The organism is Serratia plymuthica NBRC 102599, from assembly GCF_001590925.1.
GTDB classification, from domain to species: domain Bacteria; phylum Pseudomonadota; class Gammaproteobacteria; order Enterobacterales; family Enterobacteriaceae; genus Serratia; species Serratia plymuthica.
The window spans coordinates 1-20,194 of record NZ_BCTU01000005.1; the positions used below are offsets into that span (position 1 = coordinate 1).

Here is a 20,194-nt window from a genome sequence, read left to right on the forward strand (position 1 = left end):
CGTTATTTCCCCAGGCTTGACCTTTCTATCCGATACTTCCATTACCCTAATCTGCCCATGCGATTCCCGAACGTTACTTCTGTAACCGCTAGCCGTATCCGAATATCATCATGGCGAACACCTTTTGCAGGACAAGTTTAATGCTGACATTTACCGCAGAAACTCCGTTTGAAAAACTCGACAACGGCCTCATCCGCCGCCAAGGTGTAATGAGCGATGGCGCCCGTGCTACGGAAGTCAAATTCGGGGCCGGCACCTTCGGGCAACTGCAAAAGCGGGAGCATTCATTGCAAACGCGGGTCGTTTCCGGTGAGTTTGAATTCACCGTTGGCAGTGATACTCAGGTGGTGGTGGCCGGGGAAACTATCGCCATTCCCGCCAACACCGCCAGCGGATGCTTCTGCCTGACTGCCGGAACCCTGCTGGAAATCATCACGGCAGATTGATTGCGTTAATTGTTTCGTTCACAGCAAGGTTATTTGCGCAACAAACACCTGCTGGTGATTTGCATTTGCGCCACATTTGCTGCTGATTTGAAGGATCCGCCGTCGATCACCGGTTTTTTATTTTGTTTCCCGTCGCTTAGCCTTTATAATGCGCAACGTCTTTCAGTTGAATGGTTTCAGCCCTTGATCTGCGAAAACGCAATAACAACACATTTTCATCTCATCATGTTGCGCAGCATCCCTACGCCCTGGCGCGGGCTGAATTTTTACACCCCATTTCAACTCTGGTCACCTATCCTTAACTGTGTTTTGCACCACCAGGCGCGACTCAAATTCCATACCGGTGGCCTGGCCGCTGGTTTTATTCGTTTTTTTATCCATCACAACTTGTAGAAAACTCCGTCATGAAAAAGACCAAAATTGTTTGTACCATCGGTCCAAAAACCGAATCGGAAGAAATGCTGACCAACCTGCTCAATGCAGGCATGAACGTAATGCGCCTCAACTTCTCCCACGGCGATTATGAAGAACATGGTAACCGCATCAAGAACATGCGTGCCGTGATCGCGAAAACCGGCAAAAACGCCGGTATCCTGCTGGATACCAAAGGCCCGGAAATCCGCACCATGAAGCTGGAAGGCGGTAAAGACGCGGCGCTGGTTGCCGGCCAGACCTTCACTTTCACCACCGATCAAAGCATTATCGGCAATAACGAACGCGTTGCGGTCACCTACGCCGGCTTCTCCGCCGATCTGAAAATCGGCAATACCGTGCTGGTTGACGACGGCCTGATCGGCATGGAAGTCACTAACGTGACCGAGAACGAAGTGATCTGTAAGGTACTGAACAGCGGCGATCTGGGCGAAAACAAAGGCGTTAACCTGCCGGGCGTTTCCATCCAACTGCCTGCATTGGCAGAAAAAGACAAACGCGACCTGATTTTCGGCTGTGAACAAGGTGTCGACTTCGTTGCCGCGTCCTTTATCCGCAAACGCTCCGACGTGCTGGAAATCCGCGAACATCTGAAAGCCCACGGCGGCGAGCAGATTCAGATCATCTCCAAAATTGAAAACCAGGAAGGCCTGAACAACTTCGACGAGATCCTCGAAGCCTCTGACGGCATCATGGTAGCCCGTGGCGATCTGGGCGTAGAAATCCCGGTAGAAGAAGTGATCTTCGCTCAGAAGATGATGATCGAAAAATGTAATCGCGCACGTAAAGTGGTGATCACTGCCACCCAAATGCTGGATTCGATGATCAAGAACCCGCGCCCTACCCGTGCTGAAGCCGGCGACGTGGCGAACGCCATTCTGGACGGCACCGACGCCGTTATGTTGTCAGGCGAGAGCGCCAAGGGCAAATACCCGCTGGAAGCCGTGACCATTATGGCCACCATCTGCGAGCGCACCGATCGCGTGATGCCAAGCCGTATTGACAGCCTGAACGACAACCGCAAACTACGCATCACCGAAGCCGTCTGCCGTGGCGCCGTTGAAACCGCAGAAAAACTGGACGCGCCATTGATTGTGGTTGCCACCAGCGGCGGTAAATCAGCCAAATCCGTGCGTAAATACTTCCCTAACGCCGTGATCCTGGCGCTGACCACCAACGAAGTCACCGCTCGCCAATTGATCCTGACCAAAGGCGTTACGCCGCAAATGGTCAAAGAAATCGCCTCTACCGACGACTTCTATCGCATTGGCAAAGAAGCTGCACTGGCCAGTGGCCTGGCGCAAAAAGGCGACGTTGTGGTGATGGTTTCTGGCGCTCTGGTACCGAGCGGCACCACCAATACTGCCTCGGTTCACGTGCTGTAATATAAAACGTGACATAATTGTCTTGACCAAAACGCCGCTTAGCGGCGTTTTTTTTAGCAGTAGTAAACTGTTTTCCCAAAAACGCAACTGCCGATTGCTCATTATTTGGCTAATTACAAATCGGAGTTGTCCCATGGAATCCAGCTGTTTTCCCTAGATTTTTTAACTATTCATCAAAAGAAGATGCAAGTTTGAGCGAACGATCAAAATAAAGCACTCCAATACAAAAAAATTATTCTCTTTCGAAAAAAGTTTGTGTAATACTTGTAACGCTACATGGAGATTAACTCAATCTAGAGGGTGTTATAATGAATCGTACTAAACTGGTACTGGGCGCGGTAATCCTGGGTTCCACTCTGCTGGCAGGCTGCTCTAGCAATGCTAAAATCGATCAACTGTCTTCTGACGTTCAGACTCTGAACGCTAAAGTTGACCAGCTGAGCAACGACGTGAACGCAATCCGTTCTGACGTTCAAGCAGCTAAAGACGACGCAGCACGTGCTAACCAGCGCCTGGACAACCAAGCTCACGCTTACAAAAAGTAAGATAGCTTCGGTTATTGAAAACGGCGCACATTGTGCGCCGTTTTTTTTTGTTTGCACTCCCCTTTCCCCTCGCCACAGGCGAAAAAAAGGGTTCAGCACGCTGAACCCCCTCAGAATCGTCAGTTATGACCCGTATTTAATTCACCGCGCTGATAGGTGCCCCCTTGAACAGGCCCTTATTCGCTCCCTGCGGGGCTACAGGCGTTAAAGTCACCTCAGACGTACTCTGCCCTAGATTAACCAGTACCGGCATGCCAGAGCGGCGTACAACCGCACTGTCGAACACCGCACGATCGGTCTGCGAATCCTCGACAAAGCTTTTTTCGGTTTTGGACAGTGAAATCGGCATGGTCTGCGGATCGTCGCTTTCGACTCTCGACAGCGGCTGATGGACTTCGACGTAACGCTTACCGTCCGGCTCTACGGAAATTTTCACCGGATCGTTAATCACCTGTACGCGGGTGCCGCGCGGTACCATGTTAAACAGCGCTTCGATATCCTTCGGACGCAGGCGGATACAGCCGGAGCTGACGCGCATGCCAATACCGAAATTGGCATTGGTGCCGTGGATCAGGTACTCACCGTGCCCCATAGCCAAACGCATGGCAAACAGCCCCATCGGGTTTTCAGGGCCGGCCGGTATGACCGCTGGCAGCGTCACGCCTTTCGCCTGATAGCGCTTACGGATGTTGGCGGTTGGTGTCCAGGTCGGGTTCGGGATCTTCTGGCTGACTGAGGTCACCTGCAGCGGCGTATGCATGCCGGTTTGGCCAATACCGATAGGATAAACAATCACTTTATTCTCGCCTTTCGGGTAGTAGTACAGGCGCAGTTCGGCCAGATTGACCACTATCCCCTCACGCTTGGTGTCCGGCAGCAGCATTTGGGTCGGGATGGTTAATACCGAACCCGGCTTGGGCAAGAACGGATCCGTACCCGGATTGGCCTCCAACATGCCCAACAGACCAATTTGATACTCGGCGGCAATGGCCTCTAACGGACGGCCATCGTTAGGTACGGTATAAGTGGTGTTCTCGCCAATCAGGCGGCTGTCCGGCGACGGCAACGGATACTCGGTCGCGCTGGCGGCTTGGGTGCCTGTCAGTACGGTGGCGAATAGCATGCCCATTAAACTCAACGCACGTTTCATTATCATCCCTATATGCTTATTACGGTTCGGCCACAAGGCTAGCGGGCACCTGACGGCAGGTAAATCAGACAATACCTGATTAATACTAGCAACGCTGGCATTAAAGGCAATAAGTCCTCTAAAAATCAACATGTTATAACGTAATTGCGCGACAGGTTTGTCAATGCAACGTCAATCAGCAAGCTGCTGAAATGTCACTGATTTGTTGCACAGACGGGGGGTTCGGAAGGGATTTGTAAAGACTCACTGACACAAGAAATATATTCAACGCATCAATAAGCCTTTCTGAATATCAAAGCAGGCTCACAGCAACTGGGTGGCCTTACTGCGGATAGCGCGGATCATCGCCTCCAACCCCTGGGAACGCGATGGCGTCAGGTGCTGGCTCAACGCCAGTTCGGCGAAAAAGGGCCGCACATCAAGCTCGGTAATCTGCTGTGGCGTCATTTGGTGATACAGAATAAACACTACCGCCAGCAACCCTTTGACGATGGCCGCATCGCTGTCACCGTGAAATTCGACGCACCCTTGCTCGTCAGTGTGCATCACAATCCACACCTGGCTCTGGCAGCCGGAAATCAGATTGCTCGCCTGACGTTCGTCCTCGGCAAGTGCCGGCAGCCTCGCGCCCAGTTCAATCACATACAGGTACTTATCTTCCCAATTAAGACAACGGGAAAAATTACGCACCAACTTATCTTTATCCGGCAAGTTCGCCATGAGGATCCTTTCAATAATTCAGGGACCGGCATGCCGGCCCCGCGTAACTGTCTGCAGACATTGTTTCGCCAGAGAGCGCCACAAGCGGCACCCTCGACCTACCCCAAGAGTTTTTGGATACGCTGCAACCCGGCCACCAGCCGATCAACTTCATCGCGGGTGTTGTATAACGCCAGCGAAGCGCGACACATGCTCGGCACATTATAGAACGCCATCAACGGCATCGCGCAATGGTGCCCGGTACGAATGGCGATACCGTATTGATCCAGAAAACTGCCGACATCGTAAGCGTGATGCTCACCCAGGTTAAAGGCAATGACCCCAGCGCGCTCTGCCGGACCATAGATGTTAAGCGTCGGCACCTGTTTCAGCGCTTCGAGCGCATAGTGCATCAGCGACTGCTCGTAGTCGTGTATCGCCTCCAGCCCCAGCGCGTTAACATAATCAATCGCCGCGCCCAGCCCCATCATGCCGGCCGTGTTCGGTGAACCGGCCTCAAAGCGCCACGGCGGCTCGGCATAGGTGGTGCCGTTAGTCAGGCTGACCTGTTGTATCATCGATCCCCCGCCTTCCCACGGCGGCATCTGCTGCAGCAGCACCTGGCGGCCATAAAGAATGCCGATACCGGAAGGGCCATACAGCTTGTGGCCGGAAAACACATAGAAATCGCAATCCAGCGCCTGCACATCCACGCGTTGATGCATAACGGCCTGTGCACCGTCTATCAGCACCTTCAGGCCCGCAGCCTTCGCCTGAGCGATGATTTCACGCACCGGGTTCACCGTGCCCAGCACGTTGGAGACCTGGGTCATCGCCAGCAATTTGGTGGACGAGTCGATCAAACCCGGCAACTGTGCCAGATCCAGCGTGCCGTCCTGCTGCAGCGGCCATACCCGCAGTTGAAGCCCGCGCTCCTGCGCCAGCATCTGCCAGGGAACAATATTGGCGTGATGCTCCATCTCGGTGATGATAATGCTGTCGCCCGGTTGCAGGACATGGCGGCCAAAGCTGTTGGCCACCAGGTTAATGCCCTCGGTGGTGCCCTTGACGAAAACAATCTCTTCCGCCGAAGCGGCGTTGATAAACGCCGCCACTTTTTCGCGCACCGCTTCCATGTCCTGCGTCGCTTCTGCGCTCAGCGTGTGGATGCCACGGTGTACCGCAGCGTAGCCATGGCGATAAAAATCCAGTTCGCGATCGATCACCGCCTGCGGCTTCTGCGCGCTGGCGGCACTGTCAAGGTAAGCCAGCGGCCGGCCATTGACTTCACGCGCCAAAAGGGGGAATTCGCTGCGCACCCGTTCAATCGGAAAACTCATGCGGCCTCCCCCGGCAGGCGTTGCGCTATGCGCGTCAGCACCCATTCGCGGATAACATCGTTGCCGATGCCCTCGGTCAGTTCAGCGGCAAAGGCGAAGATGATCATCTGCTGCGCTGCGTGTTTATCAATACCGCGCGATTGCAGATAGAACAGTTGCTCTTCATCAATACGCCCGACGGTGGCGCCGTGGCTGCATTTCACGTCATCGGCGTAGATTTCCAACTGCGGCTTGGTGTCCACCTCCGCCACCTTACCCAGCAGCAGGTTGTGGTTGGTCATCTGGCCGTCGGTCTTGATCGCATGCTTGGCGACTTTGATCATGCCGTTGAATACCGCCTTGGCGCGATCGCTGACCACCGTTTTATGCAGTTGACGGCTCTCACAGTAACCTTTGTTGTGCTCCAGATAGGTACGGGTATCGCACACATCCTTGCCCACCGGCAGCACCAGGCTGTTGATCACCAGGTTGGAACCTTCGCCGTTCAACTGCGCGCTGGTGTTATGCCGCGTAAGGCCGGCCCCCAACAGGAAGCTGTCGCTTTTCACCCGCGCGTCGCGGCCAATCACCAAGTCGTTATGCGCAAAGTGGTAGCTCGCCTGGCTTTCGAACGCCAGCTTGCAGTGACGCAGCTCCGCGTTGTCTCCGATGCTGGCTGTCAGACGCGCGCCGGTGAAATGCGCGGCATCGTTCAGGCTGACATAATGCTCGATCACCTCAGCCCGGGCATTGCGACCGACGTCGAGGTGATGGCGATGATGCACAGTATTCACCTCGCCCTCAGCGCCGCGTCCACTGCTGATGTGCAACAGGTACAACGGCCGAGCAGCGATCTTGCCGGCCGCCACGCGGATCATGCTGGTCTCCTGCGCCAGGCTTTCGGTCAGGTGCAGAAAAATTTCAGGCTGAATCGGCTCCGGCAATGCCTGCGGCGTGCCGTAGGGAGTGACCTCGAACTGGTATTCGCCCAGATCGCTGTCGCTCAGCGCGGCGTTGAAACGCCCGTCGACAAACACCAGCCGATAAGCATCGAGGTTCAGCGCCAGCGCATCACGTTGGGCGGCAGCGATCGGTTCGGCCTGCGGCTCAAGGAATTGCTGCTCCAGCAAGCCCTCCAGCGGGGTATATTTCCAGTTTTCATGTTTGCGCGTCGGCCAGCCCAGACGCAAAGCCTGCTGCCAGTGCGCCAGGGCGTGAGCGGAGTGTTCGCCGCCACGGGCCTCGAACAGGCTGTAAAGCTGTTGCAACGCACGCGAGTTATTGTTGGTCGGTAAGCCAGCCATAGCCCTGCTCCTCCAACTGTTTCACCAGGGAGAAATCGCCGGACTTCACGATGCGCCCTTGAGACAGAACATGAACATAATCCGGTTTGATGTAGTCCAGAATACGCTGGTAGTGCGTGACGATAATGAAGGCGCGTTTGCCGTCCCGCAGCGAATTAACGCCGTTGGCGACGATCTTCAGCGCGTCAATATCCAGGCCGGAGTCAGTTTCATCCAGGATGCACAGATCCGGCTCCAGCGCCGCCATCTGCAGAATGTCATTACGCTTTTTCTCGCCGCCAGAGAAACCGACGTTGACCGAGCGGGTCAACAGATCCTGGGGCATATTCAGCAACTCAATCTTTTCTTCGATGAAATCAGCAAAATCGAAGCGGTCGAGCGGTTCTTGCTGGCGGTATTTGCGCACCGCATTCACCGACGTCTGCAGGAAGAAGTGGTTGCTGACCCCGGGGATCTCAACCGGATACTGGAACGCCAGGAACACGCCTTCGCCGGCGCGATCTTCCGGGGCCAGCTCAAGCAGGTCTTTACCCTTGAAGGTAACCTCGCCCTCGGTCACCTCATACTCTTCACGCCCCGCCAGGGTGGCGGAGAGCGTACTCTTGCCCGAGCCGTTCGGCCCCATGATGGCATGCACTTCACCCGGCTTGATCTCCAGGTTCAATCCCTTGAGGATCTCATTGCCTTCGGCGCTGACTTTCAAATTCTTGATACTTAACATGCGGTGTCCTTAAGTAGCGCTGCTGCGCTGTAAATCCGGCGTTTAGCCCACGCTGTGTTCCAGGCTGATGGCCAATAACTTTTGCGCCTCGACGGCGAATTCCAGCGGCAGTTCAGAGAACACGTCCTTACAGAATCCGTTGACGATCATAGAGATGGCATTGTCTTCGCTGATGCCGCGCTGCAAACAGTAGAACAGTTGGTCATCGCCGATTTTCGACGTGGTCGCTTCGTGTTCCAGCTGTGCGCTGTTATTGCGGGCCTCCACGTACGGGAAGGTATGGGCTCCGCTGTCCGGTCCAATCAGCATCGAGTCGCATTGGGTAAAGTTACGCGCATTTTCCGCCCCCGGCAGGATCTTCACCAGGCCGCGGTAAGTGTTCTCGCTGTGCCCGGCGGAGATGCCTTTGGCAATGATGGTCGATCGGGTGTTCTTGCCGATGTGGATCATCTTGGTGCCGGTATCCGCCTGCTGATGGCCGCTGGTCAGCGCCACCGAGAAAAATTCGCCGATCGAGTTATCGCCTTGCAGGATCACGCTCGGGTATTTCCAGGTGATCGCCGAACCGGTTTCCGACTGGGTCCAGGACATTTTCGAGCCTGCGCCTTCGCACAACGCGCGCTTGGTCACGAAGTTGAGAATGCCGCCCTTGCTGTCACCGCCGGAGAACCAGTTTTGCACCGTTGAATATTTCACTTCGGCGTCTTTGTGCAGGATCACTTCCACTACCGCCGCATGCAACTGATAGCTGTCACGCACCGGGGCTGAGCAACCTTCGATGTAACTGACGTAGCTACCTTCATCAGCGATCAGAATCGTGCGTTCGAACTGGCCGGTTTTGGCGGCGTTAATGCGGAAATAGGTCGAGAGTTCCATCGGGCAGCGCACGCCTTTCGGCACGTAGACAAAAGTGCCGTCGGAGGCCACTGCGGCGTTCAGCGCGGCAAAGAAGTTATCGTTGGACGGCACTACGCGGCCCAGGTACTTGCGCACCAGATCCGGGTATTCCTGAATCGCCTCGCCGAACGAGCAGAAAATCACCCCGCTTTCCGCCAGTTTTTCGCGGTAGGTGGTGGAGACCGATACCGAATCGAATATCGCGTCTACCGCCACTTCGCTGCCTTCACGCACCGGTACGCCGAGCTGGTTAAACGCCAGTTCAACTTCGCTGGTCAGGTAGCTGTTTTCGGTTGCCGCACCGGGTTGCTGTTCGGCGCCGGGCTGGGAGCCGCAGGCGTCGTCGCAACTGCCGCAGGAGGGCGCCGAGTAATAGCTGTAATCCTGGTAGTTCAACCGGTCATAGTTCGCTTTCAACCAGTGCGGCTCTTCCATTTGCAGCCAGGCACGGTAGGCCTCCAGGCGGAATTCCAGCATCCACTCAGGTTCGTTACGCTTGGCCGAAATGGCGCGCACCACATCTTCGTTGATGCCCGTCGCCAATTCATCGGTATCCAGCTGGGTGAAAAAGCCTTCTTTGTAGCGCCCTTCGCTGACCCAAGCCTGCACTTCATTAGGCATTTCTACATTGCTTCGTGTCATGTTGATTGCATCGCTCAAACGCCAAAGCTCTCGCCGCACCCGCAGGCATGCTGAGCTTTAGGGTTATTGAATTTGAATATTTGATTCAGCCCTTCACGGACAAAATCTACCGTGGTGCCATCAATGAACGGCATGGCTTTAAGCGGCACATACAGTTTGGCGCCATCGCGCTCAAACAGCAGGTCGTCTTCCGCCGGGGCACGGGTGAGATCCAGCACATAGGCAAACCCGGCGCAGCCTGATTGCTTCACTCCGAGTTGCAGCCCCTTCACTTGCGGATCCTGCTGCATCAATTTAGTAATTTGTTGTACGGCGTTGTCGCTGAGCAAAATGCCTTGCCAGACATTTTCGTCCAGAGAAAAGGTGCCGACATTTTCCGTTTGCATAGGGCCTACCTCACACTCGTGTTTTACCACAGCCAATCTGGGTTGCTTATATGTTAGTGATAACAATTATCACTTCAACCGTTTGTTTTGCGGGGGTATCCGCCAAAAGCCCGTTTTTTTGCTGCCGCACACGGCAAGCAGAAGGGACAGTCAGGGTGCCTGACGCAGTCCGGCGGCGACGCGTTCATTTTATCCTTATGAATTTACTGTACATCCTGAATCACCGCACCGCCCAGCCGCTGGCTCATCCCCTTTACACCGCCGGCTTTTATTGTCGATGTAAACATTCATAGAAAATACCTATTTCAACATTTTGTCTGTCTCAAAAATGCGTTTATCGGCAATTAGCGGCGTTTTCCGTCATTTGCACCGCCCGGCCACACTGGCCGAAACCGCCGTCATTGATTAAAGTTTAGCCGCTACTGACTGATATTGGGTCGGCGCAGAGCAAATGCAGCCCCGGTGTCCGATAAAAATTTCAACAGAATGATTGATCGCGAACGCATCCGTAAATATGATAATGATTATCATTCAAATACAAGTGAGCGCGGGTAAATGAATATCTCGATGAATGCGTGGCTGCTGGGCAAAATTGATGACTATAAATTCAGCGTGCGCGATGCCACGGTAGATTTCTACATGGCGGAGGCGTCGCTCAGGCGGCCAGAGTGCAATATCAACCATCTGAAACGCTACAATAACGTCAGCCTGAACATGGCCAATCTGTGCCTGGAAAACGGCGATGATGAAAGCTATCTGCACGCGCTCAGCAAACTGCATAACCGGCTGATCGTCGAAATCAACAACCCGCAGCGCTGCCAGTTGTTTCGGGTTCAGAGCTATCATTTTGCCCGGCATACCCTGACCTTAATCTGCCAGAAATATGCGATGGAAGGCACCTGGGAGAAGGCTAACGCCTTCCAGAAGGATTTCGTCAAGCGGGTGCCATTCCAACTGTAAATGTCTGCGGAACGGCAACGGAGTACCCGCAGGCAAAGGCGCCTGCGGGTGGGAGGATCAGTCGATGATTGCGGTGGTCAGGCGTGAGGTGCAGCACAACCGGTCGCGCGAATCGAATATTTCGATCTGCCACACCTGATGCCGTCGGCCAACGTGCAGCGCGCGGCATACACCACGCACCTGCCCTTCAAATACCGCCCGCAAATGGTTGGCGTTGATTTCCAGCCCTACCACTTTCTGCTCCCCTTCGCTGCACAGATAACCGGCCATCGATCCCATCGACTCCGCCAGCACCACCGACGCCCCGCCGTGCAACAGCCCGAAAGGTTGCCGGGTACGGTGGTCCACCGGCATCGTGGCTTCAAGAAAATCGTCTTCCAGCCGGGTGAAGTGAATCCCCACATGGCTCACCATGCATCCCTCACCGGCGCGGTTTAACTGCTCCAGCGTCGTTTCTCGTTTCCACAATTTCACGCAATCATCTCCAGAAGTGCCTGTAACGGGTGGCGCACGCCGTTACCCTCAATGCGTTTGACCTGGCTGCGACAGGAATAACCGGTCGCCAGACAGCGTTGCCGCGGCAAACGTTGCAACGCCTGATGCCATGATAGCTCATAAATCCCGAGCGAATTCTCCAGGTTCTTCACTTCGTGCCCGTAGGTGCCCGCCATGCCGCAACAGCCCACGCTGACATTTTCCAGCCTGGCCCCGAAACGGGAGAAGATCGACGCCCAATGCTGGCCGCTGGCCGGCAGCGCCGTGGTTTCGGTACAGTGGCCAAACAAGTACCAGGCCTCACCGGTCGCCGGTTGTTCGGCACGTTCCGCCAGCAGCTGTTGCAGCCATTCATGCACCAGTTGCACCTGGAAGTCACCGCGAGTTTCGCCGAGGATCTCGTTATATTCGTCGCGATAGCACAGCACCAGCGCCGGATCGACCCCTACCAGCGGCATCCCGAGTTTCGCCACCCGGTTGAGGAAATCGGCGGTTTTGCGCGCGGTGCGGGCAAAGCGCGTCAAGAAACCTTTGATATGCTGCGCCTTGCCGTTCGGTGAGAAGGGCAGCAACACCGGCTGGTAACCGAGCTTTTCCACCAGCCGCACAAAGTCCGCCACCACCTTGGCGTCGTAATAGCTGGTGAAAGGATCCTGCACGATCAGCACGTGTTGCTCGCGTTGTTCGGCGCTCAACGCTTCCAGTTGCTCCAGCGTCATGGTCAAGGCGCCGTGGCCGGAAAGTTGCTGACGCAGTGTCGGGCTGGAGAGCATCGGCAAATCGACCATGCCGATAGTGCTGCGGCTCAGCTCACGCACCCAAGGCTGGCGGAAGAAGAAATTGAATACCTTCGGCGCTTTTGCCATCAGCGGCGTATAGCTTTCAACCCCGGCGACCATATAGTCACGCGCCGGCCGCAGATAACGGGTGTGATACAGCTGCAGGAAACGCGAGCGGAAACCCGGCACGTCAATTTTAATCGGGCATTGGGTGGAACAGGCTTTACAGGCCAGGCAGCCGGACATCGCCTCTTTCACCTCGTGCGAAAAATCATATTCGCCTTTGCCGGCGTACCAGCTGTTGCGGGTTTTCTCGATCAAGGTACGGAAGCTAAGACGCTGCTGCGGCAGTTGCTGTTCCAGCACCAGCGGGTCTACCCCCTGTTCGGACAGCAGGCGCAACCATTCGCGCACCAGCGCCGCACGGCCTTTTGGCGAGTGAATGCGGCTACCGGTGATCTTCATCGACGGGCACATCGGGCTGCGCACATCAAAGTTAAAACACAAGCCGTTGCCGTTACACTCCATGGCGCCACGGAACGAGGTACGCACCTCTACCGGGATACGGCGGTCGAGTGTGCCGCGCTTGGCCGCGTCCACTTTCATCATCGGGGCATCAACGCCCAACGGCGGGCAAATTTTACCGGGGTTAAGGCGGTTATTCGGATCGAACGCGGCCTTGATGCGGCGCAACTCTTCGTACAGCTGCTCACCGAAGAATTCCGGGCTGTATTCGGCGCGGAAACCTTTGCCGTGTTCGCCCCACAGCAATCCACCATATTTGGCGGTCAGCGCCACCACCTGGTCGGAAAGCTGCTTCATCAGCACTTCTTGCTGCGGATCGCACATGTCGAGCGCAGGCCGCACGTGCAATACGCCGGCATCCACATGGCCGAACATGCCGTAACTGAGGTTATGGCTGTCCAGCAACTGGCGGAACTCGACAATGTAATCGGCCAAATGCTGCGGCGGCACGCAGGTATCCTCGGCGAAAGGAATAGGCTTGGCGCGTCCTTTGGCGTTGCCCAACAGCCCGACCGCCTTCTTGCGCATGTTATAGATCCGCTCGATGCCGACCAGGTCCCCGCAGATCTGATAGCCAATCACGCCGCCCTGCTTCTCGCGGATTAACTCGTCCAGCCGCAGACACAGCGTTTCCATCTGCTGGTCGATCAGCGCCTTGTCATCCCCGGCAAATTCGACGATGTTCAGACCCAGCATCTCTTTATCCGGCACGTTGGTGATCAATTCACTCACCGAATGCCAGACAATATCTTCCCGCGCCAGGTTCAATACCTTGGAATCAATGGTCTCTACCGACAGCGCCTTGGCCTCCACCATGAACGGGGCGTTGCGCAGGGCGGAATCAAAGGAGTCATATTTCACGTTAACCAGGCGACGTACCTTCGGCAGCGGCGTGATATCCAGACGCGCCTCGGTGATAAACGCCAGCGTGCCCTCTGCACCGGTCAAAATGCGCGTTAGATCGAAGGTTTGCAGATCGTCACTGAACACATGCCGCAGGTCGTAGCCGGTCAGGAAACGGTTTAATTTGGGGAATTTCTCCAGGATCAGCGCACGCTGGTCGCGGCAGCTATTCAGTACCCTATGGTAGATCCGGCCTTCAACGGTATCTTCCATAGCAATCGTTTCCGCCAGCGATGTCGGCATAGCGCGGGTGTCGATCATATCGCCCCCCAGCAGCACCGCCCGCAGGCCCAAAACGTGATCGGAGGTTTTGCCATACACCAGCGAGCCTTGGCCGGAAGCATCGGTGTTGATCATGCCACCCAGCGTCGCGCGGTTACTGGTAGAAAGTTCCGGCGAGAAGAAATAGCCGAACGGCCGCAGATACTGGTTAAGCTGGTCTTTGATGACCCCGGCTTCAACCTTCACCCACCCCTGTTCGACATTGATTTCAAGAATGCGGTTCATATGGCGCGACATATCCACCACGATGCCGGTGTTGAGGGCCTGGCCGTTGGTGCCGGTGCCGCCGCCGCGCGGGCTGAAGGTCAACGCGCTAAAGCGCTCCTCTCCCGCCAGGCGCGCAATCAACGCCACATCCGCAGTGGAACGGGGAAACACCACCGCGTCAGGCAACAGCTGATAGATGCTGTTGTCGGTCGCCATCGTCAGCCGATCAGCGTAGCTGGTCGCAATATCGCCGTTGAATCCGTTTTGCTTTAAGGCTTCCAAAAAGTCGAGCACCCGTTGAATGAGGCCGGGTGCCTGAGAAATCTGTGGGATCATTCGCTTTTTTGACCCTGTCTGTCTATTTTTTATGCGTTAATATACGCTGAATCAGGTCTTTACCCGTCGCCTTTCAGGCTGCGGCGTTGTAGGCTGCAACTTGAAATTCATAGGGTATATTCAGACCCACCCTACTTTTTATTGATGCTGAAAACTAACATACTCGTTTAGTGAAGGCATTCACATTATCACAATTACCCCGCTACAGAATGGCGTGCGATAAAAGGTGCGCCGCATTGTGAAAAATGGCGAAAATGCACCATGCTTAGCGGGTACAAAGGATTTAACTTACCAGGATGAGAACCTAATTCATGACACTCCCGCACTCCCGATACGATTTGCCACGGATTATTTTTGGCGTGCTGTTTATCGTCATCATGATCGTCGCCTGTTTTTGGGTCATTCAACCCTTTATTCTCGGCTTCGCCTGGGCGGGCATGGTGGTCATCGCCACCTGGCCGCTGCTGATAAAACTGCAAAAACTGCTGTGGGGCCGACGCTCGCTGGCGGTACTGGTCATGACACTGCTGCTGATCCTGCTGTTTATCCTGCCGATTTCGCTGCTGGTCAGCAGCGTGGTGGATAACAGCGCGCCAGTCGTTGCCTGGGCCAGCACCCCCGGCAAGCTGCATATTCCCGATCTGGCCTGGTTGCAATCGATCCCGATGATCGGCAACAAAGTTTATAACAGCTACCACACTCTGGTGAATGCCGGCGGCGCAGCGCTGTTGGCGAAGATCCAACCTTACTTCGGTCAGACCGCCACCTGGTTTGTCGCGCAAGCGGCGCATATCGGCCGTTTCCTGCTGCACTGTACGCTGATGTTGCTGTTCAGCGTGCTGCTGTATGCGCGGGGTGAACAAGTGGCCCTGGGTATTCGCCATTTTGCGGCACGTCTTGCGGCCGAGCGCGGCGACGCGGCGGTGGTGCTGGGTGGCCAGGCGATCCGCGCGGTAGCGCTGGGCGTTGTGGTGACGGCGCTGGTGCAATCGGTTCTGGGCGGGATTGGCCTGGCGGTGTCCGGCATTCCTGCCGCCACCTTGCTGACGGTGCTGATATTCATCTGCTGCGTGGCGCAATTGGGGCCGTTACTGGTGCTGGTGCCGGCGATTATCTGGTTGTACTGGAGCGGCGACACCACCTGGGGCACCGTCCTGTTGGTGTGGAGCTGCGTGGTTGCCACGCTGGATAACGTGTTGCGGCCGGTGCTGATCCGCATGGGCGCCGATCTGCCGATGCTCCTGATCCTGTCCGGCGTTATCGGCGGCCTGCTGGCCTTCGGCATGATCGGCCTGTTTATCGGCCCGGTGGTGTTGGCGGTATCTTATCGTCTGCTCACTGCCTGGATGGACGAAACGCCAGAACCCACGGCCGATCTGGATGAAGTCGCCAAAGAGTTGGAAGAGCGGTAATTCCCCTATTCTGCCCGGGCAACCGGGCAGAATACCCTCAGCAGACTCCCGGTTCATTTCCGGCCTTCGAATTCACTCTCTGCCATAATATAACCGCCCGCTAGAGCACATTAATTAAACATGCCGAGTGAATGCATCTTTATACGATAAAGATAAAATAAGCGTTCAGAAAAATAAATCATGAGGCAAGTATTTATTAGGATGATTCTTAATGACTGGCAGGCTTTAAATATCTAGTATTATTACCATCTATTGCTTCAAATCACTGATTTTAAAGCAAGCTTTCCAAACAATGTAATGCCATACATGTAAATTGCTGTGTGTAGTCTTTGCCCGTCTCTTGATGGGCTTTTTTTTATTCTTTTTTTGACCCCGGCGATTTTCTCACCGGCACTATTTACATTCAGCAATAAAAAAACCGTAACCTGAGTTACGGTTTTGCTTCAGCAATTAATCTGGCGATGAAGAGTTATTTTTTCTTCGACAGATTGATCCAGGTTTGCACCACGGTATCCGGATTGAGGGACAGGCTGTCAATGCCCTGCTCCATCAGCCATTCGGCGAAATCCTCATGATCGGATGGCCCCTGGCCACAAATACCCACGTATTTGCCATGACGCTTAGCGGCCTGAATCGCCATCGACAGCAGCGCCTTCACCGCTTCGTTGCGTTCATCAAACAGTTCCGACACCACGCCAGAATCGCGGTCCAACCCCAGCGTCAACTGAGTCATGTCGTTAGAGCCGATCGAGAAGCCGTCAAAGTGCTCCAGGAACTGATCCGCCAACAGCGCATTGGACGGAATTTCACACATCATGATCACTTTCAGGCCGTTCTCGCCGCGCTTAAGACCCTGACGTGCCAACTCCGCAACCACCGCCTCCGCCTGCGCTACGGTGCGAACAAAGGGCACCATGATCTCGACGTTGGTGAGGCCCATGTCGTTGCGCACACGTTTTACCGCATCGCACTCCATCGCAAAGCAATCGCGGAAGCTGTCCGACACGTAGCGGCCTGCCCCACGGAAGCCCAGCATTGGGTTCTCTTCGTGCGGTTCATACTTCTCGCCGCCCACCAAGTTGGCGTATTCATTGGATTTGAAATCGGACAGACGAACGATCACCCGTTTCGGCCAGAATGCCGCACCCAGCGTGGCGATCCCTTCCGTCAGGCGGCCCACATAGAACTCGACCGGGTGGTCATAGCCCAGCATCAACGCCTTGATTTCGTTCTGAAGCGCCGGGGTTTGTTGATCGAACTCCAGCAACGCCTTTGGATGGACGCCAATCATGCGGTTGATGATAAATTCCAGACGGGCCAGGCCCACGCCTTCATTCGGTAAACGCGCAAAATCGAAAGCCCGATCCGGGTTACCGACGTTCATCATGATTTTCAACGGCAGGTCCGGCAATTCGGTCACTTCAGAGCTCTGTACGGTAAAGTCGATCATATCGCTGTACACGAAGCCGGTATCGCCTTCCGCACAGGAAACGGTGACGTTCTGGCCGTCTTTCAGCAAATCGGTGGCGTTGCCACAGCCGACTACCGCCGGGATACCCAGCTCGCGAGCGATAATCGCCGCGTGGCAGGTACGCCCCCCACGGTTGGTGACTATCGCCGCCGCTTTCTTCATGATCGGTTCCCAGTCCGGGTCGGTCATGTCGGTAACCAGCACGTCACCCGGCAGAATACGATCCATTTCGCTGATGCTGTGGATCACCTTCACCGGGCCGGCACCAATGCGATGGCCGATAGCTCGCCCTTCCACCAGCACCGTACTTGTGCCGTTAAGCTGATAACGTTCCATCGTCTGCTCGTTGGAACGCACGGTTTCTGGACGTGCCTGCACAATCAGCAATTTTCCGGTATGGCCGTCTTTGGCCCACTCGATGTCCATCGGGCGGCCGTAATGTTTTTCGATCAAAATCGCCTGATGCGCCAGCGCTTCCACTTCCTGGTCGGTCAAAGAGAAACGATTGCGTTGCTGCTCTGGCACATCTTCGATTTGCACCTGTTTGCCGTGATCCAGCGAAGGCGCGTACACCATGCGGATTTTCTTCGAGCCGAGGTTGCGGCGGACGATAGCCGGATTGCCGCGTAGCAGCGTCGGTTTGTGCACATAGAACTCATCCGGGTTCACCGCGCCCTGCACCACCATTTCGCCCAGGCCGAAGGCGGACGTAATAAACACCACCTGATCAAAGCCCGACTCGGTATCAATGGTGAACATCACGCCGGAAGACGCCAGGTCGGAACGTACCATGCGCTGTACGCCGGCCGACAAGGCTACACCGCGGTGGTCATAGCCCTGATGTACGCGATACGAGATGGCGCGGTCGTTAAACAGCGAGGCGAAAACGTGTTTGATCGCCACCATGACAGCGTCGATGCCCTGGACGTTGAGGAAGGTTTCCTGCTGGCCGGCAAAAGAGGCATCCGGCATGTCTTCCGCGGTCGCGGAGGAACGCACGGCAAACGAGGCTTCCGGTTCGCCGTCCGCCAGCTGTTGGTAAGCCAGGTTAATTTCGCGCTCGAATTCCGCATGGAATGGCGTGTCGATGACCCATTGGCGGATTTGCGCGCCGGCCTTGGCCAGTTGAGCAACATCGTCAACGTCAGTTTGATCCAGTAATTGATAGATGCGCTGGTTAACACCGCTTTGCTCGAGGAAATCGTTAAACGCCTGTGCGGTGGTGGCAAAACCGTTTGGTACGGCCACGCCCAAATCGGAAAGATTGGTGATCATTTCACCGAGGGAGGCATTTTTGCCGCCGACACGGTCAACGTCGTGCATGCCGAGCTGGTTGTACCAAAGCACATTACGCAAGTCTGGGCCATTGTTGGACATCGAGACAATCCTTATTGCTATCAGTAGGGTATAGACGGATTTAATTCGTTTGCTTTCTTGGGCGCCGACAAAACGGAGCCAACTCAGACTAGCACAATGATCCATAGGAAATGGAAAGGTGAATCGATCAACCCGATGAAGAAAGTGGATTTTCGGAAAATTACCTGAACGGCGAAATTTGACTGGAATCGTTCCCTGTGGCACTAAAAGCTTAAATCTCAACAAATTAAGTATTTTTTAAACTTCAGTTTTAAAGACCATTCAAACTCAATGGCTTTTGATGAACATAACGCCAATGCGCTGAACATTCCACCACTGAAAATAAACTCTGCTTTTTCATAAAAATTAAAATAACGTTTCATCTGAAAAACCTGTGGTTCATGATTCTCCCTGCCTCGAAAATTAATGACCAACTCTGCCCGCATTATCACATTTTTTTTGCCCGCCCCTTTACCGCCGGTAAACCTGAAGCCCATGATACTGTTAAGCAGTCGATACAACTGCATCACCGTTTTCAGGTAAGGAGCCTCGGGTGGAAAGAAGCGTTTTTTATATTTCGGATGGCACGGCGATCACCGCCGAAGTATTGGGCCACGCGGTTTTATCTCAGTTCCCGGTCAAGGCCACCACCTTTACGTTGCCTTTCGTTGAAACCGAAGCGCGGGCCCGCGGAGTCTGCCAACAGATTAACGATATTTATCGCGATACTGGCGTGCGCCCGTTGGTGTTTTATTCCATCATTTCGCCGGAAGTGCGTAATGTCATCACCCAGAGCGAAGGCTTTTGCCAGGATATCGTTCAGGCGCTGGTCGGCCCTCTGCAGGGCGAACTGGACGTTGAACCCACGCCGGTGCCGAACCGCACCCACGGGCTGACGGCCAGCAACCTCGGTAAATATGATGCCCGTATCGCCGCCATTGACTACACGTTAGCCCATGATGACGGCATATCGCTACGTAATCTCGATCAGGCTCAGGTCATACTGTTGGGCGTATCCCGCTGCGGCAAAACCCCCACCAGCCTGTATCTGGCCATGCAGTTCGGGATCCGCGCCGCCAACTATCCGTTTACCGCCGACGATATGGACAATTTGCATCTCCCCGCCGCGCTGAAACCGTTTCAGCATAAACTGTTCGGGCTGACCATCGATCCGGAGCGGCTGGCCGCCATCCGTGAAGAACGCCGAGAAAACAGCCGTTATGCCTCCCTTCGCCAGTGCCGGATGGAGCTTGCCGAAGTCGAAGCGCTGTTCCGCAAGAACCAGATTCGCTATCTGAATACCACCAACTATTCGGTGGAGGAAATCTCCACTAAAATCCTGGATATTCTTGGCATGAGTCGCCGCATGTTCTAGGCAGCATGGCGCTCGCCGCTAACAACTAGCCTGGCCGTGCGCTCTCCCGGCAGTGGCATTTTCCCTGCCGTCTGCCACTGATCTCCCCGCAGACCCTGATTTTTGTGCTTTTTTTAGTGGCTTCGATCAACAGAACACAATTTCTACGGTTGAATTCACCGATTTTT

Annotated in this window: 18 protein-coding genes; 7 read left to right on the forward strand and 11 right to left on the reverse strand. The window is 55.0% G+C overall.

The window, feature by feature from the left end; all coding sequences use genetic code 11:
• The first annotated feature begins 140 nt into the window (after positions 1-140).
• The 4 genes from SPL01S_RS03455 to SPL01S_RS03465 all read left to right on the forward strand — a co-directional run bounded on the left by SPL01S_RS03455 (position 141) and on the right by SPL01S_RS03465 (position 2,808).
• The gene (locus SPL01S_RS03455; RefSeq protein ID WP_004943720.1) at positions 141-446 is read left to right on the forward strand and encodes a cupin domain-containing protein; all 306 of its coding nucleotides are present in this window, start codon (positions 141-143) and stop codon (positions 444-446) included.
• Positions 447-479: 33 nt separating this feature from the next.
• Positions 480-839: a hypothetical protein gene (locus SPL01S_RS25135; protein ID WP_147424932.1), complete on the forward strand. Its 360-nt coding sequence runs from the start codon at positions 480-482 to the stop codon at positions 837-839.
• 11 nt (positions 840-850) lie between these two features.
• Positions 851-2,263, forward strand: coding sequence for a pyruvate kinase PykF (gene pykF, locus SPL01S_RS03460; RefSeq protein ID WP_062870646.1), 1,413 nt, complete (start codon positions 851-853; stop codon positions 2,261-2,263).
• 308 nt (positions 2,264-2,571) lie between these two features.
• Positions 2,572-2,808 (forward strand): major outer membrane lipoprotein, encoded by a 237-nt coding sequence (locus SPL01S_RS03465; protein ID WP_004943717.1) that lies wholly within the window; start codon positions 2,572-2,574, stop codon positions 2,806-2,808.
• A gap of 136 nt (positions 2,809-2,944) precedes the next feature.
• On the opposite strand, the gene SPL01S_RS03470 is transcribed toward SPL01S_RS03465, so the two are convergent.
• The 7 genes from SPL01S_RS03470 to sufA form a co-directional block, all read right to left on the reverse strand.
• Positions 2,945-3,958: a L,D-transpeptidase family protein gene (locus tag SPL01S_RS03470; RefSeq protein ID WP_063197605.1), complete on the reverse strand. Its 1,014-nt coding sequence runs from the start codon at positions 3,956-3,958 to the stop codon at positions 2,945-2,947.
• Positions 3,959-4,261: 303 nt separating this feature from the next.
• Positions 4,262-4,678 (reverse strand): cysteine desulfuration protein SufE, encoded by a 417-nt coding sequence (gene sufE / locus SPL01S_RS03475; protein ID WP_063197608.1) that lies wholly within the window; start codon positions 4,676-4,678, stop codon positions 4,262-4,264.
• 98 nt (positions 4,679-4,776) lie between these two features.
• Positions 4,777-5,997 (reverse strand): cysteine desulfurase SufS, encoded by a 1,221-nt coding sequence (gene sufS / locus SPL01S_RS03480; protein ID WP_063197610.1) that lies wholly within the window; start codon positions 5,995-5,997, stop codon positions 4,777-4,779.
• Positions 5,994-7,280, reverse strand: coding sequence for a Fe-S cluster assembly protein SufD (gene sufD / locus SPL01S_RS03485; protein ID WP_004943708.1), 1,287 nt, complete (start codon positions 7,278-7,280; stop codon positions 5,994-5,996). The genes sufS and sufD overlap by 4 nt, the downstream gene beginning before the upstream one ends.
• Entirely contained in the window at positions 7,255-8,001 is a 747-nt protein-coding gene (gene sufC, locus SPL01S_RS03490) for a Fe-S cluster assembly ATPase SufC (protein ID WP_004943704.1), read from the reverse strand. Before sufC ends, sufD begins: the two co-directional genes overlap by 26 nt.
• A 42-nt stretch (positions 8,002-8,043) precedes the next feature.
• Entirely contained in the window at positions 8,044-9,540 is a 1,497-nt protein-coding gene (sufB, locus tag SPL01S_RS03495; RefSeq protein WP_004943701.1) for a Fe-S cluster assembly protein SufB, read from the reverse strand.
• 14 nt (positions 9,541-9,554) lie between these two features.
• Positions 9,555-9,926, reverse strand: coding sequence for a Fe-S cluster assembly scaffold SufA (sufA, locus tag SPL01S_RS03500; protein ID WP_004943698.1), 372 nt, complete (start codon positions 9,924-9,926; stop codon positions 9,555-9,557).
• Positions 9,927-10,481: 555 nt separating this feature from the next.
• Here sufA and SPL01S_RS03505 point away from each other — a divergent pair.
• Positions 10,482-10,886, forward strand: coding sequence for a hypothetical protein (locus tag SPL01S_RS03505; RefSeq protein WP_004943694.1), 405 nt, complete (start codon positions 10,482-10,484; stop codon positions 10,884-10,886).
• A gap of 57 nt (positions 10,887-10,943) precedes the next feature.
• Here SPL01S_RS03505 and menI read toward each other — a convergent pair whose 3' ends face one another.
• Both menI and ydiJ read right to left on the reverse strand, forming a co-directional pair.
• A complete protein-coding gene (gene menI, locus SPL01S_RS03510; RefSeq protein WP_073972017.1) occupies positions 10,944-11,360 on the reverse strand; it encodes a 1,4-dihydroxy-2-naphthoyl-CoA hydrolase in 417 nt (138 codons plus the stop codon).
• Positions 11,357-14,413, reverse strand: coding sequence for a D-2-hydroxyglutarate dehydrogenase YdiJ (gene ydiJ, locus SPL01S_RS03515; protein WP_062870642.1), 3,057 nt, complete (start codon positions 14,411-14,413; stop codon positions 11,357-11,359). Before ydiJ ends, menI begins: the two co-directional genes overlap by 4 nt.
• 311 nt (positions 14,414-14,724) lie before the next feature.
• Here ydiJ and ydiK point away from each other — a divergent pair, with 311 nt between their 5' ends.
• Complete coding sequence (gene ydiK, locus SPL01S_RS03520; RefSeq protein WP_020438918.1) at positions 14,725-15,825, forward strand: AI-2E family transporter YdiK; 1,101 nt, start codon at positions 14,725-14,727, stop codon at positions 15,823-15,825.
• Positions 15,826-16,294: 469 nt separating this feature from the next.
• On the opposite strand, the gene ppsA is transcribed toward ydiK, so the two are convergent.
• A complete protein-coding gene (ppsA, locus tag SPL01S_RS03525) occupies positions 16,295-18,673 on the reverse strand; it encodes a phosphoenolpyruvate synthase (protein WP_006324926.1) in 2,379 nt (792 codons plus the stop codon).
• A gap of 218 nt (positions 18,674-18,891) precedes the next feature.
• The gene (locus SPL01S_RS03530; protein WP_151206030.1) at positions 18,892-19,182 is read right to left on the reverse strand and encodes a hypothetical protein; all 291 of its coding nucleotides are present in this window, start codon (positions 19,180-19,182) and stop codon (positions 18,892-18,894) included.
• Positions 19,183-19,205: 23 nt separating this feature from the next.
• Here SPL01S_RS03530 and ppsR point away from each other — a divergent pair, with 23 nt between their 5' ends.
• Positions 19,206-20,027 (forward strand): posphoenolpyruvate synthetase regulatory kinase/phosphorylase PpsR, encoded by an 822-nt coding sequence (gene ppsR / locus SPL01S_RS03535; RefSeq protein ID WP_062870640.1) that lies wholly within the window; start codon positions 19,206-19,208, stop codon positions 20,025-20,027.
• Positions 20,028-20,194 lie beyond the last annotated feature (167 nt).

What these genes read in the sequence shown, in the direction of transcription:
- sufA (WP_004943698.1), bottom strand. Translation starts at nt 9,926, where the DNA reads ATGCAAACGGAAAATGTCGGCACCTTTTCTCTGGACGAAAATGTCTGG.
- ydiK (WP_020438918.1), top strand. Translation starts at nt 14,725, where the DNA reads ATGACACTCCCGCACTCCCGATACGATTTGCCACGGATTATTTTTGGC.
- sufS (WP_063197610.1), bottom strand. Translation starts at nt 5,997, where the DNA reads ATGAGTTTTCCGATTGAACGGGTGCGCAGCGAATTCCCCCTTTTGGCG.
- SPL01S_RS03470 (WP_063197605.1), bottom strand. Translation starts at nt 3,958, where the DNA reads ATGAAACGTGCGTTGAGTTTAATGGGCATGCTATTCGCCACCGTACTG.
- SPL01S_RS03505 (WP_004943694.1), top strand. Translation starts at nt 10,482, where the DNA reads ATGAATATCTCGATGAATGCGTGGCTGCTGGGCAAAATTGATGACTAT.
- ydiJ (WP_062870642.1), bottom strand. Translation starts at nt 14,413, where the DNA reads ATGATCCCACAGATTTCTCAGGCACCCGGCCTCATTCAACGGGTGCTC.
- sufE (WP_063197608.1), bottom strand. Translation starts at nt 4,678, where the DNA reads ATGGCGAACTTGCCGGATAAAGATAAGTTGGTGCGTAATTTTTCCCGT.
- ppsA (WP_006324926.1), bottom strand. Translation starts at nt 18,673, where the DNA reads ATGTCCAACAATGGCCCAGACTTGCGTAATGTGCTTTGGTACAACCAG.
- pykF (WP_062870646.1), top strand. Translation starts at nt 851, where the DNA reads ATGAAAAAGACCAAAATTGTTTGTACCATCGGTCCAAAAACCGAATCG.
- SPL01S_RS03455 (WP_004943720.1), top strand. Translation starts at nt 141, where the DNA reads ATGCTGACATTTACCGCAGAAACTCCGTTTGAAAAACTCGACAACGGC.
- sufC (WP_004943704.1), bottom strand. Translation starts at nt 8,001, where the DNA reads ATGTTAAGTATCAAGAATTTGAAAGTCAGCGCCGAAGGCAATGAGATC.
- sufD (WP_004943708.1), bottom strand. Translation starts at nt 7,280, where the DNA reads ATGGCTGGCTTACCGACCAACAATAACTCGCGTGCGTTGCAACAGCTT.
- SPL01S_RS03465 (WP_004943717.1), top strand. Translation starts at nt 2,572, where the DNA reads ATGAATCGTACTAAACTGGTACTGGGCGCGGTAATCCTGGGTTCCACT.
- sufB (WP_004943701.1), bottom strand. Translation starts at nt 9,540, where the DNA reads ATGACACGAAGCAATGTAGAAATGCCTAATGAAGTGCAGGCTTGGGTC.